Consider the following 17106-nt stretch of genomic DNA (forward strand, 5'->3'; position numbering starts at 1 on the left):
CGCCGCCGAACCCGTCTGACGTGTGACGCGGCTTTGCCGCGGCACCCCCGGGCAGCACCATTCCAATGACCCCCTACCGCCACATCGACAACAGCCCGATGGCGCGGCTGTTCACCGGCGGCGACCAGCACCGGCTGCTGATTGCCGGGCGGACTCCGTCGGCGCTGATTATTCCCGACACCGATGGTTTTGAACGGGTCGCCTGGCTGGCCTGGCCGGGGCAACCGGCGACGGGCGCGGTGGTGGCGGACACCCTCCACCTGCCCTTTGCCGAGGCGTTGTTCGACAAGGCCCTGGTGACATCGCCGCTGCCGGAGGTCGAAGCCAAGGCACAATTGCGCGAATTGTGGCGCGTTCTCGCCCCCGCCGGCATGGCGTTGCTGGTGGTGAAGGCGCGGCGCGCGTGGCAATGGGCGGCGCCCGGCTGGGTGCGCGAGGCGCTGGAACCGGTGCTCGAGGATGGCATGTTCGAGGTGCTCGACTGGCAGGTGGAGACCCTGCCCGACCGCCATCACCTGGTGCTGGTGTCGAAGCGCGACGGGTTGAAGCCGGCGCTGATCGGGCGGGTGGTGGAGGAAATCGTGCCGGCAACGGCGTGACGGAGGCGGAAATGGACGCGGAAACCCGGGCGGCAGTGGTGCAAATGGTGCCGTTTTCGGCGCATCTCGGGTTCGATCTTGAGGTGTGTGAACGCGAAAAAGTCGTGGTTTCGGTGCTGTTGCGGGCGGAATATTGCACCGCCGGGGGCACGGCGCATGGTGGTTTCCTGATGACGCTGGCCGATTTTGCCGGCGCCGCGGGGGCGATGCAGGTGCTGCCCGAAGGGGCGAAGGGCACGACGACGATCGACAGCAAGACCAACATGATCGGCGCGGCGCCGGTCGGATCGCGGCTGGTGGCGACATCGACGCTGGTCCATGCCGGGCGGCGGACATCGGTGTGGACGACGCGGGTGGAGACGGACGGCGGCAAGCTGATCAGCCTGACGACGCAGACGCAGATGGTGCTCTAGATCGTCAGTTCGATCGTCACCATATCGCCTTCGATCAGCTTTTCGGCCTTTCGCACGCTGGCCTTGACCGGCAGCAGATAGCCGCTGACGTCCTTGCTAGGGAACACCGAGGTCTGCCAGCCCGTGGTGCCGACCGTTACCGACACATAGACCGAGCCCCAGGCGGCGCTGCGCCCCGGCGCGGCGGCGCGGATGGCGTCGGCGACGGCGCCGTTGATGGTGACGAAATGCCAGGCCGTGCTGGTCGGTGACCCGTCCTTGGCCTTGCCGCGCCACAGCCACAGCGGTCCGGTGAAGGTCCAGCGGCCGCCCGCCGGCAGCGCCTCGCCGAGCTCTTCCTGCAGGAAGCGGATCAGCTCCGGGTCGGTCGGTCCGTCCTTCACGTCAGCGCGCCAGCACGAAGACCGCCTGTTCGGCGAGGAGGTTGGCGAGGCCGGCGCCGCGCCGGGTGCCGCCGGACAGGAAGGCGGCGCTTTCGACGCGCAAGCCCCGTTGGGCGACGAGGTCGCGGAAGTCGTCGATGGTGCAGAAATGGATGTTGGGGGTCTCGTGCCAGCTGACCGGCAGCGATCGCGTCACCGGCATATGGCCGCCGAACAGCAAGGATCCGCGCACCCGCCAATGGCCGAAATTGGGAAAGCTGACGACCGCCCGGCTGGCGATGCGGACGAGCTGGTCGAGCACTGCCCCCGGCCGGCGCATGGCCTGCAGCGTGTCGGACAGGATCGCCATGTCGAAGGCATCGTCGGGGTAATCCGGCAGGTCGGCATCGGCATCGCCCTGCACGACCGAAAGCCCGCGCGCGACGGCGCCGGCGACATTGGCGGCCGACACATCGATGCCGCGGGCGTCGACTCCCTTGGTGTCACGCAAGTACGACAGCAGCGCGCCGTCGCCGCAGCCGATGTCGAGGACGCGCGCGCCCGGCGGCACCGCATCGGCGATGGCGGCGAGGTCGGGGCGGAGGCTCAAGCCCCTGCCCTCAAAAACCCGTCGACCACCCGGTTCATTTCCGGGGCGTCGAGCAGGAAGGCGTCGTGGCCGAACGGGCTTTCGAGCTCGACGAAGCTGACCGCCGCGCCGGCGGCGTTGAGGGCGCGGACGATGCGGCGCGATTCCGCCGTCGGGTAGAGCCAGTCGCTGGTGAAGCTGACCAGCGCAAAGCGGGCTTTCGTGGCGGCGAACGCCTTGGCAAGCACGCCGTCATGGGGGGCGGCGAGGTCGAAATAGTCCATGGCGCGGGTGATGTAGAGGTAGGAGTTCGCGTCGAAGCGCTCGACGAAAGCGAGGCCCTGGTGGCGCAGATAGGATTCGACCTGGAATTCGGCGTCGAAGCCGAAGCCCAGCGCCTCGCGATCCTGCAGCCGGCGGCCGAATTTCTCGGTCAGCCCTTCTTCCGACAGATAGGTGATGTGTGCCGCCATGCGCGCCACGGCAAGGCCGGCGGCGGGGGGCTGCCGTTCCGGGTAGTTGCCGCCAAGCCACATCGGATCGGCCATGATCGCCTGGCGACCGACCTCGTGAAAGGCGATGTTCTGCGCCGAATGGCGGGCGGCGGTGGCGATGGCGACGACGCTGCGCACCCGGCCCGGATGCGCCACCGCCCAGTCGAGCGCCTGCATGCCGCCCATCGAGCCGCCGACCACCGCCTGCAGCACGCCGACGCCGAGATGATCGAGCAGCGCCGCCTGGGCGTTGACCATGTCGCGGATGGTGATGACCGGGAAGGCCATGCCATAATGCAGCCCCGTGGCGGGGTCGCGGCTGCCGGGGCCGGAACTGCCGCCGCAGCCGCCGAGCACATTGGCGCAGATGACGAAGTGCCGCGCCGGGTCGATCGGCTGGCCGGGGCCGACGAGGCGCGCCCACCAGCCGGGCTTTCCGGTGCGCGGGTGGACACTGGCGACATGCTGGTCGCCGGTCAGGGCGTGGCAGACGAGGATGGCGTTGCCGCCGTCCGGCGCCAGCGTGCCATAGGTTTCATAGGCGATGTCGAGGCCGGCGAGGCTTTGGCCGGACGCCAGCGCGAACGGGCCCGGCAGCGCCACGCGCCGGTCGAGACCGAAGCGGCTGTCGGAAGGTGCGGACGCGGTCGCAGGCATGATGACCGCCGGTTACGGGCTAATCGCCGCGATGTCACGCCTGCGGCCGCCAGCCTGCGCCTTCACCGACATGAAACCTTGTGTGTCGGTTCGGCAACAACAGGACATAAAGGCAACGCTTGTGACAGAATTGTAATGTTTCGGGGTTGTCAGGCGTAATGGCGCGGGAGACTGTGTTGCGAATTGAATACAGCGGGAGACTGACATGACGGTACGATCGATGCTTGCCTGTGGCGTGACGCTCGCCGCGCTCATGCAGACCGGCAACGCTCTGGCGCAGAGCACCTCGCCGGTCGCCGTACCCGATGAAGCCGAGGCGATCATCGTTACCGGCTCGCGCATCCGCCAGGATCCGCTGTCGCAGCGCGCGCCCGTCGTCACCCTCGATACCGCGTCGCTGCAGCGCACCGGCATCTCGTCGATCGCCGACATCCTGCAGCGCCTGCCGAGCTCCGCCGGCGGCCTCAACACCCGCGTCAACAACAGCGGCAACATCGGCAACCCGCCCGATGGCGGCGGTGTCGGCGCCGGCTCGGCCGAAATCAACCTGCGCTACCTCGGTTCGAAGCGCACGCTGGTGCTCGTCGACGGCCTGCGCTTCGTCAACGGCTCCTCGGCCAGCGGCATCCCGGCCAACGTCGACCTCAACACCATTCCCGCCAATATGATCGAACGCATCGAGGTGCTGCAGTCGGGCCAGTCGCCGCTTTATGGTTCCGACGCCATCTCGGGTGTCGTCAACATCATCACCCGCCAGCAGCAGGAAGGCCTGCAGGTTTCGGGGCAGTTCGGCACGTTCCGGCAGGGCGATGGCCACACCCAGGATTACCAGGCCAGCTATGGCATCCAGGGGCCGACGACGAGCATCGTCTTCGGCGGCAGCTATGTGAAGCAGGACGAAGTCCGCACCGCCGACCGTGACACCTCGCAATTCCCCAATCCCGGCCAGACGAGCTGCGCCGATCCCATCGGCGGCTGCTCAAGCGCCATTCCCAACGGCCGCGTCACCGTCGGCAACTTCGGCAACCTGACGCTGAAGGCGCCGGTCAGCGGGCGCCCGCGTTTCGATCCGCTGAATCCCACCGGCCCCAACAGCGATTTCAAGTCGTTCACGTCGGCCGATGCCTTCAACTTCGCGCCGTTCAACTATTTCCTCACCCCGTCCGAACGCTATGGTGCCTGGATAAGCGCCAAGCAGGAGCTGACCGACACCATCAACTTCCGCGTCAAGGCGCTGTGGAACCGGCGCAATTCGCAGAACCAGGCGGCCTTCCTGCCGCTGTTCGTCGGCCCCGACGCCGGCAACGGCAACCTGCTCGACATCATCTCGGTCGATGCGACCAACCCGTTCAACCCGTTCGGCTTCACCCTGTCGGCCGGCAAGCCCGGTGAAGCCCCGGCGAATTATTCGACGATCCGCCGCCGCCTCGTCGAGGCCGGCCAGCGCACCTATACCCAGAATGTCGACACCATGTCGCTGACCATGGGCCTCGACGGCTCGTTCAACGTCGGCGCGCGCAAATGGTATTGGGATGCCAATGCGGTGTTCGGCTACAACAACGCCCGCCAGCTGTTCACCGGCAACGTCAATGCACAAAAGCTGGCACAGGCGCTCGGCCCGGTCGCCAACTGCACCGGCGAATGCGTGCCCTTCAACATTTTCGGCGGCGTCGGCTCCGTCACCCCGGCGATGCTCGCCTTCGTCGGCTTCGACGAGCGCAGCCGCAGCAGCCAGTCCCTGAACGACTATACCGCCAACCTGTCGGGTGACCTGTTCGACCTGCCCGGCGGCGCGGTCGGCTTCGCCGTCGGCTATGAACACCGCGTCCAGCGCGGCAGCTTCGATCCCGATCCGATCATCACGGCCGGCCTCGGTTCCGACATCCCGGCGCAGCCGTCGCGCGGTGGCTTCAATTCCGACGAAGTCTATGGCGAAATCCGCATCCCGCTGTTGAAGGACGTGCCCTTCTTCCAGCTGCTCGAAGTCGATGGTGCCGTCCGCCACGTCAATTATTCGACCAGCGGCAGCAACACCACCTACACCGGCAGCGCCCAGTGGAAGCCGTTCAGCGACCTGCTGCTGCGCGGTTCGTACGCGACGGGCTTCCGCGCCCCCGCCATCGGCGAGCTGTTCGGTGCCGCCTCGCGGTCCGACGCACCGATCGACGATCCCTGCACCAACGTGCCGGGCTCGCCGTACCAGACGTCGGCAACCGTCCGCGCCAACTGCACGGCCAACGGCGTGCCGGCCAACGGCAGCTACCAGGAACCGCTGGGCGGCCAGGTTTCGATCACCACCGGCGGCAACCTGGCGCTGATGCCGGAAACCTCGCGCACGCTGCTGTTCGGCGGCGTCTATGCCCCGGCCTGGGCCCGCGAAAGCGGCTTTGCCAGCAACCTCAGCCTTGAAGTCAACTATTACGACATCAAGGTCGAAGGCGCGATCGCCCCGATCGGCGCCGACATCACGCTGGCGCGCTGCGTCAACACCGCCGATCCGCTCAGCTGCAACTCCATCTCGCGGTCGCCGGGTGGAAACATCATCCGCGTCAACGGCCTGCTCCAGAACATCGGGGAAATCACCACCCGCGGCCTCGACGTGACCTTCAACTATCGCAGCCAGGCGACCTCGGCCGGTACCTTCGGCCTGTCGCTGAACGGCAACTTCCTGTTCGACTATTCGGAAACCGTGCCGTCGAGCACCGGCTTCACGACGACGAGCTACGAAGGCGTGACCCGCGGCTTCCCCGACCAGTCCTATCCCAAGTTCAAGGGCACCGGCGTCGTCGACTGGACGATCGGCGATATCGGCGCCTCGTTCACCGGCCGCTACATCAAGGCGGTGCGCGAGTTCGACAATCGCCAGCTCGACGGTACCTTCTACGGCGACGTCCAGGTCGTCTACACGCCGTCGTTCCTCGATCGCCGCATGGCCTTTGCGATCGGCGTCAACAACGTGTTCAACCAGGATCCGCCAGCCTGCTTCAGCTGCACCGGCCCCAATTACGACCCGACCACCTATGACGTGCCGGGCCAGTTCGGTTACCTGCGCATCAGCTACAAGATGTAACCGCGGCAGCAGCCGACAGTCGGGGGCCGTGGCTGACGCCGCGGCCCCTTTTGTTTCGGGGCGATTGCCCGTAAGGCCGGGCCATGAACAGCGCCCCCCAGATGAAGCCTTGGATCGATGCGATCCATGCCTATGTGCCCGGCAAGGCCAAGCTCGATGCCCGGCCGGTCGTCGCCAAATTGTCGTCGAACGAAAACCCGTTCGGGCCGTCGCCGCACGCCGTCGCGGCGATGACGGCGGTGCTTGGCGCCAGCCATCTCTACCCCGATCCGGCCTCGACCGCGCTGCGCGAGGCGCTGGCCGCCCTGCACGGCATCGAGGCCGGGCGCATCATCTGCGGCACCGGATCCGACGAACTGATCCACCTCGTCGCCGGCGCCTTTGCCGGGCCGGGCGACGAGATCGTCTATGTCCGCCACGGCTTTGCCGTCTACGACATTGCCGCGCGCCGGGTCGGCGCGACGCCGGTGGTGGCGGACGATGTCGACTATACCTGCGACGTCGATGCGGTGCTGGCGGCGGTCACCGATCGCACCCGCGTCGTGTTCCTCGCCAATCCCAACAACCCGACCGGCACGATCATTTCGGCCGCCGAGGTACGCCGCCTGCACGCCGGGCTGCGCCCCGACATCGTGTTTGCGCTCGACGCCGCCTATGCCGAGTTCGCCGAAGGTGAATACGAGGACGGCATCGCGCTGGCCCGCGCCCACGCCAATGTCGTGGCGCTGCGGACCTTTTCGAAGATCTACGGCCTCGCCGCCCAGCGCATCGGCTGGGCCTATGCCCAGGAATCGCTGGTCGGCGCGATGCACCGCATCCGGGCGCCGTTCAACGTGCCGGCGACCGGGCAGGCCGGCGCCATCGCGGCGCTCGCCGATACCGACTGGGTGGAAAAGACCCGTGCGCATACCCTGCAGTGGCGCAACTGGCTGGCCGGCGAGATCACTGCGCTCGGCAATGCCGGGCTGCGCGCCATTCCTTCGGCGGCGAATTTCGTGCTGGTCGAGTTTCCGGAAGACGGCCCGGTGAATGCCGCTGCCGCCAATGCGGCGCTGCTGGAGGACGGCATCATCGCACGCTATCTCGCCGTCCAGGCGATGCCGCGCTGCATCCGCATCTCGATCGGCACCGAGGCGGAGACGCGGGCGGCGGCGGCGTCGCTCCGCGCCTTTGTTGCCGGCGCCACCGGCTGATGCTGCCGTTTTCTCGGGTTGCCATCATCGGCATGGGGCTGATCGGGTCGTCGCTGGCGCGCGCGGTGCGCAAGGCGATGCCGACGGTGCGGCTGACGGTGTCGGATGGTGACGCGGCCGTGCGGGAACGGGTGCTGGCGCTCGACCTTGCCGACGATGTCACCGAAAATGCCGGCGCAGCTGTCGTCGATGCGGAACTGGTCATCCTCGCCGTGCCGGTCGGCGCGATGGGGGCGATCGGCGCCGAGATCGCCGCGGAGCTGGCGCCGGGGGCCATTGTGTCCGACGTCGGTTCTGTCAAGGAAAAGGTGCTCATCGACCTCGTCGCGGCGCTGCCCGGTGTCATCGTCATCCCGGCGCATCCGGTGGCGGGCACCGAGAAATCCGGGCCGGATGCAGGCTTTGCCAGCCTGTTCAAGGACCGCTGGTGCATATTGACGCCGCCGGCCGATGCCGAGGCCTGGCAGGTGACGCGGCTGGGCGATTTCTGGCGGCTGCTCGGCGCCCGCGTCGAGACGATGGACGCCGCGCACCACGACCGCGTGCTGGCGGTGACCAGCCACCTGCCCCATCTGATCGCCTATTCGATCGTCGGCACGGCGAGCGACCTGGAGACCGTGACGCGCGGCGAAGTCATCAAATATTCGGCCGGCGGCTTTCGCGATTTCACCCGCATCGCCGCCAGCGACCCGGTGATGTGGCGCGATGTCTTCCTCAACAATCGCGAGGCGGTGCTGGAAACTTTGGGCCGTTTCACCGAGGACCTGGTGGCGCTGCAACGCGCCATCCGCTGGGGCGAGGGCGAGACGCTGGAAGCATTGTTCACGCGGACCCGCGCCATCCGTCGGTCGATCATCGATGAGGGCCAGGACACCGAGGAGCCCGATTTCGGGCGGAAACACTAGCCGCAGCGCGGCCGGAAGCAGCGGAGCGATTGTGCAGCAATCGCCTGCTGCGCGCGGACCCGCGCCAGGCCGGCCAGCGGGGCGGGCGAGCCTTACGCCCGAACTCGTCTGACGTCGGCATGGGCTTTGCCCATGCCTTCACAACCGCCGACCCGTTACAGAAAGTATCCAGCATGACCACACGCACGAAAATCTTCTTCGACGGTGGCTGCCGCCCCAATCCCGGCGCGATGGAATATGCCGTCGTCGCCGCGGGCCAGGTCCATATCCGCCACGATCTCGGGTCCGGATCGAGCATGGACGCCGAATGGCTGGCGCTGATCGCGGCGCTACGCATCGGGCAATCGCTGGGGGGTGACTTCGTGCTGCTCGGCGATTCGGCGGCGGTCGTCGCCCAGGCCAACGGCAAGGTGAAGTGCCGCGGCAACAGCGTGGCGCATATGGCGGCGTTCCGCGAAGTCGCCGGCGCGGTGATGCCCAATATCCGGACGATCAAGCGGACGCAGAACCTCGCCGGCATCGCGCTGATGCGGTCGCACAGCGGCTGAAGGCTTTGCTTGCGCGCCGGTTGCGTGTAGCGACGCCGGCCCCATGATGATCCCGTCCCACGCCGTCGGCCTCGATTTCGGCACGACCAATTCCGTCGCGGCGATCGCGCGTGGCGGCGTGTCGACGCTTGTCGACCTCGACGCCCCGGCCGGGATGGAGCCGGCCTTCCGGTCGGCGCTGTGTTTCTGGGAGGACGAGGCGGTCCGCGGCGGCATCGCGGCCGAGGCCGGGCCCTGGGCGATCGCCGAATATCTGGCGTTCCCGGAAGGCAGCCGCTTCCTGCAGTCGTTCAAGTCGGTCGCCGCCAACGCCGGTTTCGAGCACGCCACGATCTTCGAGCGGCGCTACCGCTTCGAGGACTTGGGTCGCCTGTTCCTCGACAGCCTTGTCGCGCGCAGCAACGGCGCGCTCGACGCGCCGGCGCGGGTCATCGTCGGCCGGCCGGTGGTCTATGCCGGCCACGCCCCCGACGAGGCGCTGGCGCGGCAGCGCTATGCCGCGATGTTCGGGCCGCTGGGGGCCGACGTCCATTACGTCTATGAACCGCTGGGCGCGGCGTTCAGCTATGCGTCGCGGATCGATGCGCCGGCGACCATCCTGGTGGCCGATTTCGGCGGCGGCACCAGCGATTTTTCGGTGGTGCGCATTGCCGCCCGGGGTGCCGCACGACGCTGCCAGCCGCTTGGCCATGCCGGCGTCGGTATCGCGGGGGATCGTTTCGATGCGCGGATCGTCGAGGCGCTGGTGATGCCGCTGCTCGGCAAGGGCGGGCATTACCGGTCGTTCGACAAGACGCTGGAAATTCCGGGCGGCTATTTCGCCGATTTCGCCGATTGGTCGCGGCTGGCATTGATGCGCAACCGGCGGACGATGGCGGAATTGCACAAGCTGCAGCGCAGCGCGCTCGACCCTGCCGCCATCGGGCGCATGATCGCGGTGATCGAGCAGGAGCAGGGCTTTCGCCTGCACGAGGCGGTGGGCCAGGTGAAGCGCGACCTGTCGACGGCGGAGGCGGCGACGTTCCGCTTCAATGGCGCTGGGCTGGAGATCGCCGCCGACGTGACGCGGGCGGCGTTCGAGGCGTGGATTGCGCCCGACATCGTGGCGATCGAGGCCGCGGTCGATCGCGCCCTGGCGAGCGCCGGCGTGGCGGGCGAGGCCATCGACCGGGTATTCCTGACCGGCGGATCGTCGCTGATCCCGCGGATCGCGCGCATCTTCACTCATCGCTTCGGGGTGGATCGGATCGCGACGGGTGGGGAACTGACGTCGATCGCGCACGGGCTGGCGTTGATCGGCGAGGAGGACGATCCCGCGGCCTGGTCCGCCTAGCGGCGGATCACCGGGCAGGCCGGCAATTGCCCGCGTGTCGGCCGGGTCGCCAGGTCCGCCGGCAGCCCGCCCAGCGTCACCGCGCCGGCGACGCCTTCGAAGCTCAGCCGCACCGGCGCGCGCAGGCGTTTCTCGGATGGTGACGGAGCGGCAGCGAGCGCGGCGGCGATGCTGGCGGGGCAGACTGTGGTGATCGTGCCCGCCACCCGCAGCCCGGTCCGCCCCTGGGGCGCCAGTGTCGCCTTGACGCTGGCGATTTCGCCACTGGCGTCGGAAAGGGTCAGGCTGGTCAGCTCGATCGTCCCCGATCGCGCCCAGGCGTCATAGCCGGTCAGCCGGGTGTCGCCGGTGACGAGCATGTCGGCGGCGAAGGTCAGCGCGTCGCCGGTGCCGAAGCGCAGCCGTTCACCGGCAAGCACCAGCTGGCCGCGCGGCGCGCCGGCGGGACTGCCCGGAATGGCAACCTCGTCGCGGCGTTCGCGCAGGTGCAGTTCCAGCGAATCGGCGGCGATCGCCACCGGCGTGAAGCCGAGCCGCGCCGTCGCCGCCTCGATGACCGACGACAGCCGGACCAGCCGCGTGGCGCCGCCTTCGCTGACGACCTTGACGCTGCTTGCCGCGCTCTTGCCGGCGATCGTCGCGCTGAGCAGCGAGCCGACCGTCACCGAAAAGCGCGGGCGATCGGTGCCGATCACCGTCAGCTCGGGCTGCCAGGGGCCGCGATTGATTCGGGCGCGATCGGCGGCCGCGGTCAGCCGGACGACATCGCCGCCGGCGAGGCGCGGCGCCGCGACATCGGCCTCCATGCGATAGGGGAAGCCCGAGATGCTGACCGTCGCGCCGGGAAGCCAGTCCTCGATCGTCGCCCGGAACTCGCGCGCCCAGCCCGACCACAGCCAGCCATAGATGGCGATGCCGACGACCAGCGGCACCAGCGTCAGCCAGAGCGGGATGCGCCTCATGCCGTCACGCCTGGAGGGCGTTGATGGCGGCATGGACGCGCTCCTCGACACCGGCGCGGTCGAGGCCGGGGGGGATCGGCGCACCGACCTTCATGTGGACAGTCCCCGGATATTTGACGAACGCCTTGGGCCAGACGGTGCCGCTGTCGAGCGCGATCGGGACCACCGGCAGCTTCAGCATCTTGTAGAGCCCGGCAAAGCCCGAGGCGAGCGCCGGTGTCTGGCCGACGCCGACCCGCGTGCCTTCCGGAAAGATCACCACCGGCCGGCCGGCCTTCACCGCTGCCTGCGCCGCCTTCATCATCGCCCGCAGCATCGTCGCCGAACCCTCGCGATCGACCCAGATCGAGCCCTGGCGATCGGACGCGGCGCCCCAGATCGGGATCTTGCGCAGTTCGGCCTTCATCACCACCGCCGGGCGGGCGAACCACCACAGGGTCATGATCGCCTCGTACGCCGATTCATGCTTCAGCGCGAACAGGTGCGGGCCGTCGGGAATGCGGCCATCGATCTGCAGCCGGATGCCGGCGAGCCAGCGCGCGCACCAGCAGAACCAGCCCGCCCAGAGTTTGGGGCCGATGAAGAGCAGCCGGGGCGACAGCCGCCCGGTCAGCAGCACAAGCGGCACGATGATCAGCGAGCCGCCGTAGAAGGCGATGGCGAACAACAGCGAGCGCAGCAGGGCGATGGCGTAGCGCAGGGCCGCCATCAGCTCGTCGCCCCGGTGGCGAGGGCAAAGCGGCGGACAAGATACTTGGTATATTCCGTGGCGATCGTCGGCGCCTGGGGTTCGACCGGCACGGAATCGGGCACCACGCGGACGCCCGCCGGCAGCACGCGGGCGAGTTCCAGCCGGGCCCGGCGCATGTGCCCGGCCGAGGTCACCAGCCGGATCGAGCCATAGCCGTTGCGCTGCACCCAGCGCGCGGTTTCCTCGGCATTGGAGCGGGTGTCGACCGCTTCATAGCCGAGATCGGTGTGGCGCAGCCGGTCGACATCGACGCCGGCGGCGGCGGCAAGCTGCTTGCGCGTCGTCTGGCGGCCGACGCCCGAGACCAGCATGCGGCGGGCACTGCCGGCCTCGATCACCGCCAGCCCGCGCGACAGGCGGCCGGCACCGCCGGTCAGCACGACGACGGCATCGGTGCGCGTGCCGAGCGGCGCCGGGTCGCGCAGGGTCAGGCTGAACCACAGGAAGCCACCGATCCAGACAAGCACCAGCAACGCCACGATGCGGCCGATGGCGCCGATAAGGCCGGTACGCTGCGGCGCGCCGCGCCCGCGAGAGGCAGCTGCGGGGCGCGGGGCGGGCCGGCGCTGGGCGGGACGTCGGCTCACATCTCGCCGCGCTGGCGGCGGATCGCGAACCATTTGGCGACATTGGCATTATGCTCGGGCAGCGTGGCGGCAAAGACATGGCCGCCGCTGCCGTCGGCGACGAAGTACAGTGCGTCCGTCGGCTCCGGGTCGAGCACTGCGGCGATGCTGGCGCGGCCCGGATTGGCGATCGGCCCCTTGGGCAGCCCGGGTTTCAGATAGGTGTTGTAGCCGGTGTCGGCGTTGAGTTCCGACCGCAGGATGCGGCGGCCGAGCGGGCGCCCCTTGGTGACCGGATAGATGACCGTCGGGTCGGCATCGAGCTTGATGCCCTGCCTCAGCCGGTTCGAATAGACGCCGGCGACCTTGCGGCGTTCCGATGGCTTGCCGGTTTCCTTTTCGACGATCGACGCGAGGATGATGGCTTCCTCCGGCGTCTTCACCACGGTCGTCTTGCTGCGTTTCGGCCAGAGTTCGGCGAGCGTTTTCGTCATCGCCGCCTGCATGCGCCGGAGCACCCGGCCGCGCGGTTCGCCGGGCTGGAAATCATAGGTGTCGGGCAGCACCGAGCCTTCGTCGGGCACCCGCGCCCGGCCGATCAGCCGCGGTTCGGCGTTCAGCTTGTCGGCGATCACCACCGACGGCAGCCCTTCAGGGATCGTCAAGGTGTAGCGGGTGACGCGGCCCTGCTGCATCGCCTCCAGATAGCGGCGCCAGCCGACGCCGGGTTCCAGCGTGTAACTGCCCGCCTGCACCGGCCGGTCGGACCCGAGCAGCCGGGCGAGCAGCCGGAAATGGCGCTGGCTGTCGACCAGCCGCGCCTCCTCGAGGTCGTTGGCGACGCCGGTCAGGCTGGCGCCCTTGGCGACGGTGATCGTCACCGGCGCGCCGGGCGTGGCGCCCCAGCCATACCAGGGCGCAACGAGCAGCGGGCCGCCGACGACCAGCAGCAGGCCGACAAAGGCGGTAACGGTGCGCCGCATCAGGTCACGATCAGACGCCGCGCATCACCAGCGTCGCGTTCGTGCCGCCGAACCCGAAGCTGTTGTTGAGCACGGCCTTGATCGGGCGCTGTTTCGCCACATGCGGCACCAGGTCGACGCCGGTGCAGGCCTCCGACGGATTATCGAGGTTGAGCGTCGGCGGCGCCACCTGGTCGCGGATGGCGAGCAGGCAGAAGATCGCCTCCACCGCGCCGGCGCCGCCGAGCAGGTGCCCGATCGCCGATTTGGTCGAGGACATCGACACGGTCTCGATGGCATTGCCGAACAGGCGGCGGACAGCGCCCAGCTCGAGCTCGTCGCCCATCGGCGTCGAGGTACCATGGGCGTTGATATAGTCGATGTCGGACGGGTCGAGCCCGGCCCTTTTCAGCGCCATCTGCATCGACCGGAAGGCGCCCGAGCCCTCCGGATGCGGCGCGGTGACATGATAGGCATCGCCGGTCAGGCCATAGCCGATGACTTCGCCATAGATCTTGGCGCCGCGCGCCTTGGCATGTTCATATTCCTCCAGGCAGACGACGCCGGCGCCTTCGCCCATGACGAAGCCGTCGCGGTCGCGGTCATAGGGCCGGCTGCCCCGGGTCGGTTCGTCGTTGAAATGCGTCGACAGCGCCTTGGCCTGGCTGAAACCGGCGATGCCCAGCGGGCAGATGGCGCTTTCGGCGCCGCCGGCGAGCATGACATCGGCATCGTCGAGCGCGATCATCCGCGCCGCATCGCCAATGGCATGGGCGCCGGTCGAACAGGCGGTGACGACGGCGTGGTTCGGGCCCATCAGGCCGTATTTGATGCTGACCTGGCCCGAAATGAGGTTGATCAGCCGGCCATGGACGAAGTGCGGCGACACCCGGCGCGGGCCCTTTTCGTGCAGCACGATCGATTCCGATTCGATGCCCGGCAGGCCGCCGATGCCACTGCCGATCGAGCAGCCGGCGCGGAAGCGCTGTTCCTCGGTCATGTCGGTCAGCCCGGCATCCTCGAGCGCCTGGCCCGCGGCATCGATGCCATAGGTGATGAACGGATCGACCTGGCGCTGGACCTTGTAGTCGACACGGGTGTCGGCTTTGAAGGTTTCGCCGGAGCCGTCGCCGCGGATGACCTCGCAGGCGATGCGGCAGACATAATCGGTCGCATCGAAGCGCGTGATGGTGGCGGCGCCCGATTTCGACGCCAGGATATTGGCCCAGACTGTTTCGACATTGGCGCCCAGCGGGGTCACCATGCCAACTCCGGTAATTACAACGCGCCGCATCGGCACTTCATCCTTCCCCAATTCGGCCCGCCGCTGTTCGCCGGCAGGCGCCTTGGCAGGTCATTATACGCGAAACGGCCCTCCGCATATCCGCGAAAGGCCGTTCCAGTGTCGGTTGATGGCATTACGCCGGGGTGCCGGCGGCCGGGCGCGCCCGGCTCAGCCCTTCTGATTGGCCGCGATGAAGCCGATGGCGTCCTTCACGGTCAGGATCTTCTCGGCGGCATCGTCGGGAATCTCGACACCGAATTCTTCCTCGAACGCCATCACCAGCTCGACGGTGTCGAGGCTGTCGGCGCCCAGGTCGTCGATGAAGCTGGCATCGTCGGTCACCTTGTCGGCTTCGACGCCCAGATGCTCAACGACGATCTTCTTCACGCGGTCGGCGACGTCGCTCATGGGATCCCTCTTTCGATATGCGCTTTGGCGGGTTTGTATGACGATTGGCGATAGCCGCCCGCGCTTGGCGTGACAAGGCCTCGCGGTGAACGGGCGTTCAGCAAGGACGGCTCAGATCATCGCCATCCCGCCGTTGACGTGGAGGGTTTGGCCGGTGACATAGCCCGCCTCCCGCGACGCCAGATAGACGACGCCGGCGGCGATATCGGCGCCATCGCCCAGCCGGCCGGCCGGGATGCGGCCGGTCAGCGCGGTCTTCTGCGCATCGGGCAACGCATCGGTCATGGCTGAGGCAATGAAGCCCGGCGCGATGCAGTTGACGGTGACGTTCCGCGACGCGACCTCCTGCGCCAGCGCCTTGGACATGCCGATCAGGCCGGCCTTCGACGCCGCATAATTGGCCTGGCCGGGATTGCCGGTGACGCCGACCACCGAGGTGACCGAGATGATGCGGCCGAAGCGCTGCTTCATCATCATCGGCTTCAGCGCGGCGCGGGCGAGGCGGAAGGCGGCTTCGAGGTTGACGCGGATGACCGTGTCCCATTCCTCGTCCTTCATGCGCAGCGCGAGGTTGTCGCGGGTCACGCCGGCGTTGTTGACGAGGATGTCGAGCCGACCGCCGAGCGCCTCCAGCGCCTGCGGCACCAGTGCGTCGACGGCAGCGGGATCGGACAGGTTGCAGGGCAGGACGACGGTGTCGCCGCCGAGGCGCGCGCGCACGGCTTCGAGCGCATCGGCGCGGGTGCCCGACAGCGCGACGCGAGCGCCCTGCGCGGCCAGCGCCGCCGCCACCGCGCTGCCGATGCCGCCGCTGGCCCCGGTGACCAGCGCCGTCATGCCTGAAAGATCGAACATCTAGAGATCCTTTGCCAGCGCCTCGACGCCGGCCATGTCGCCGGCGCTCTGCATCGTTGCATCGGGGGTGATGCGGCGAACCATCGGCCCCAGCACCTTGCCGCCGATCTCGACAAAGCCGGTGACGCCCAATGCCGCCATTGCCAGCACCGATTCGCGCCAGCGCACCGTGCCGGTGACCTGTTCGACGAGCAGGCGGCGGATGGTGTCGGGATCGGTGACCGGCGCCGCGGTGACATTGGCGACCAGCGGCACGAAAGGCGCCTGGATGCCGATGTTCGCCAGCGCCTCGGCCATGGCATCGGCGGCGGGCTGCATCAGCGCGCAATGGAACGGGGCCGACACCGGCAGCAGCACCGAATGGCGGGCGCCGCGGGTCTTGGCCAGCGCCATCGCCCGCGCCACAGCCTCGACATGGCCCGAGACGACGACCTGGCCGGGGGCGTTGTCGTTGGCGGCGGCGCAGACCTGGCCCTGCCCGACTTCGCGCGCAGCCTCTTCGGCAATGGCTTGCACCGCGTCGAAGCCGAGGCCGAGCAATGCCGCCATCGCGCCTTCGCCGACCGGCACCGCTGCCTGCATGGCGGAGCCGCGCAGCCGCAGCAGCCGGCCGGTTTCGGCGAGGCCGAGCGAGCCCGCCGCCGCCAGCGCGGTATATTCGCCCAGGCTGTGGCCGGCGACATAGGCGGCTTTTTCAGCGAGATTGATGTTGCCTTCCGATTCGAGCACGCGCAGCGCCGCGATCGACACCGCCATGATCGCCGGCTGGGCATTTTCGGTCAGCGTCAGCTGGTCCTCGGGCCCCTCCCACATCAGCCGCGACAGATGCTGGCCGAGCGCATCGTCGACTTCCTGGAACACGGCGCGGGCGATCGGGCTGGCATCGGCGAGGCCACGGCCCATGCCGATGGACTGGCTGCCCTGCCCCGGAAAGATGAAAGCGCGGATGATGGCCTCCCCAGGCTGAAAGCTGGGCGCTTAAGCCGTTCGCGGCCAAGGTGCAACAAAGCTGCGCGCAACAAAAGTGCCGCCACAGGCGCGCGGGTGGACATTTATCCCCGTTGCACCGGGCGATGGATTCGATAAGTGTAAGGCACCTGCGGCCATGGTGACCGATCGATCCTGCCGGATCGACACGTTCATCCCCGGGCCAG

Annotated in this window: 18 protein-coding genes; 7 read left to right on the top strand and 11 right to left on the bottom strand. The window is 68.4% G+C overall.

The window, feature by feature from the left end; all coding sequences use genetic code 11:
• The first annotated feature begins 65 nt into the window (after window positions 1–65).
• Together ACP7AI_RS07270 and ACP7AI_RS07275 are read left to right on the top strand one after the other, a co-directional pair.
• Window positions 66–599, top strand: a complete 534-nt coding sequence (locus ACP7AI_RS07270; RefSeq protein ID WP_426165619.1) for a hypothetical protein — start codon at window positions 66–68, stop codon at window positions 597–599.
• Window positions 600–610: 11 nt separating this feature from the next.
• Window positions 611–1012: a PaaI family thioesterase gene (locus tag ACP7AI_RS07275; protein ID WP_426165621.1), complete on the top strand. Its 402-nt coding sequence runs from the start codon at window positions 611–613 to the stop codon at window positions 1010–1012.
• On the opposite strand, the gene ACP7AI_RS07280 is transcribed toward ACP7AI_RS07275, so the two are convergent.
• Genes ACP7AI_RS07280 through metX form a run of 3 tightly spaced genes read right to left on the bottom strand, consistent with a single transcriptional unit; the run spans window position 1009 to window position 3114 of the window.
• Window positions 1009–1395, bottom strand: coding sequence for a DUF1905 domain-containing protein (locus ACP7AI_RS07280; protein WP_426165623.1), 387 nt, complete (start codon window positions 1393–1395; stop codon window positions 1009–1011). The genes ACP7AI_RS07275 and ACP7AI_RS07280 overlap by 4 nt on opposite strands.
• A gap of 1 nt (window position 1396) precedes the next feature.
• On the bottom strand, window positions 1397–1984 hold the full coding sequence (gene metW, locus ACP7AI_RS07285) for a methionine biosynthesis protein MetW (RefSeq protein ID WP_426165625.1): 588 nt from the start codon (window positions 1982–1984) through the stop codon (window positions 1397–1399).
• Window positions 1981–3114, bottom strand: coding sequence for a homoserine O-acetyltransferase MetX (metX, locus tag ACP7AI_RS07290; RefSeq protein WP_426165627.1), 1134 nt, complete (start codon window positions 3112–3114; stop codon window positions 1981–1983). The genes metW and metX overlap by 4 nt, the downstream gene beginning before the upstream one ends.
• A gap of 205 nt (window positions 3115–3319) precedes the next feature.
• Between metX and ACP7AI_RS07295 the strand changes: the two genes are divergently transcribed.
• The 5 genes from ACP7AI_RS07295 to ACP7AI_RS07315 all read left to right on the top strand — a co-directional run bounded on the left by ACP7AI_RS07295 (window position 3320) and on the right by ACP7AI_RS07315 (window position 10163).
• Window positions 3320–6184, top strand: coding sequence for a TonB-dependent receptor domain-containing protein (locus tag ACP7AI_RS07295; protein WP_426165629.1), 2865 nt, complete (start codon window positions 3320–3322; stop codon window positions 6182–6184).
• Between the two features lie 83 nt (window positions 6185–6267).
• Complete coding sequence (hisC, locus tag ACP7AI_RS07300; RefSeq protein ID WP_426165631.1) at window positions 6268–7377, top strand: histidinol-phosphate transaminase; 1110 nt, start codon at window positions 6268–6270, stop codon at window positions 7375–7377.
• Window positions 7377–8282, top strand: coding sequence for a prephenate/arogenate dehydrogenase family protein (locus ACP7AI_RS07305; RefSeq protein ID WP_426165633.1), 906 nt, complete (start codon window positions 7377–7379; stop codon window positions 8280–8282). The genes hisC and ACP7AI_RS07305 overlap by 1 nt, the downstream gene beginning before the upstream one ends.
• 173 nt (window positions 8283–8455) lie before the next feature.
• Window positions 8456–8830: a ribonuclease HI gene (locus tag ACP7AI_RS07310; protein WP_426165635.1), complete on the top strand. Its 375-nt coding sequence runs from the start codon at window positions 8456–8458 to the stop codon at window positions 8828–8830.
• 43 nt (window positions 8831–8873) lie between these two features.
• Complete coding sequence (locus tag ACP7AI_RS07315; RefSeq protein WP_426165637.1) at window positions 8874–10163, top strand: Hsp70 family protein; 1290 nt, start codon at window positions 8874–8876, stop codon at window positions 10161–10163.
• Here ACP7AI_RS07315 and ACP7AI_RS07320 read toward each other — a convergent pair.
• The 8 genes from ACP7AI_RS07320 to fabD all read right to left on the bottom strand — a co-directional run bounded on the left by ACP7AI_RS07320 (window position 10160) and on the right by fabD (window position 16900).
• Window positions 10160–11125 carry a hypothetical protein gene (locus ACP7AI_RS07320; RefSeq protein ID WP_426165639.1) on the bottom strand — a complete coding sequence of 322 codons (966 nt, stop codon included), beginning with the start codon at window positions 11123–11125 and terminating at the stop codon, window positions 10160–10162. The two genes, ACP7AI_RS07315 and ACP7AI_RS07320, sit on opposite strands and share 4 nt — an antisense overlap.
• Before the next feature lie 4 nt (window positions 11126–11129).
• Window positions 11130–11834, bottom strand: a complete 705-nt coding sequence (locus tag ACP7AI_RS07325; RefSeq protein WP_426165641.1) for a lysophospholipid acyltransferase family protein — start codon at window positions 11832–11834, stop codon at window positions 11130–11132.
• The gene (locus ACP7AI_RS07330) at window positions 11834–12463 is read right to left on the bottom strand and encodes a YdcF family protein (protein ID WP_426165643.1); all 630 of its coding nucleotides are present in this window, start codon (window positions 12461–12463) and stop codon (window positions 11834–11836) included. The genes ACP7AI_RS07325 and ACP7AI_RS07330 overlap by 1 nt, the downstream gene beginning before the upstream one ends.
• On the bottom strand, window positions 12460–13425 hold the full coding sequence (mltG, locus tag ACP7AI_RS07335; protein ID WP_426165645.1) for an endolytic transglycosylase MltG: 966 nt from the start codon (window positions 13423–13425) through the stop codon (window positions 12460–12462). Before mltG ends, ACP7AI_RS07330 begins: the two co-directional genes overlap by 4 nt.
• Before the next feature lie 10 nt (window positions 13426–13435).
• Window positions 13436–14698 carry a beta-ketoacyl-ACP synthase II gene (gene fabF / locus ACP7AI_RS07340; protein WP_426165647.1) on the bottom strand — a complete coding sequence of 421 codons (1263 nt, stop codon included), beginning with the start codon at window positions 14696–14698 and terminating at the stop codon, window positions 13436–13438.
• Window positions 14699–14857: 159 nt separating this feature from the next.
• Window positions 14858–15097, bottom strand: a complete 240-nt coding sequence (locus tag ACP7AI_RS07345; protein WP_426165649.1) for an acyl carrier protein — start codon at window positions 15095–15097, stop codon at window positions 14858–14860.
• Between the two features lie 111 nt (window positions 15098–15208).
• The gene (gene fabG / locus ACP7AI_RS07350) at window positions 15209–15952 is read right to left on the bottom strand and encodes a 3-oxoacyl-[acyl-carrier-protein] reductase (RefSeq protein WP_426165651.1); all 744 of its coding nucleotides are present in this window, start codon (window positions 15950–15952) and stop codon (window positions 15209–15211) included.
• Window positions 15953–16900 (bottom strand): ACP S-malonyltransferase, encoded by a 948-nt coding sequence (fabD, locus tag ACP7AI_RS07355; protein ID WP_426166576.1) that lies wholly within the window; start codon window positions 16898–16900, stop codon window positions 15953–15955. It lies immediately after the preceding gene.
• Between the last annotated feature and the right edge of the window lie 206 nt (window positions 16901–17106).

This window comes from Sandarakinorhabdus sp. DWP1-3-1 (assembly GCF_049896705.1).
Lineage (GTDB): Bacteria > Pseudomonadota > Alphaproteobacteria > Sphingomonadales > Sphingomonadaceae > Sandarakinorhabdus.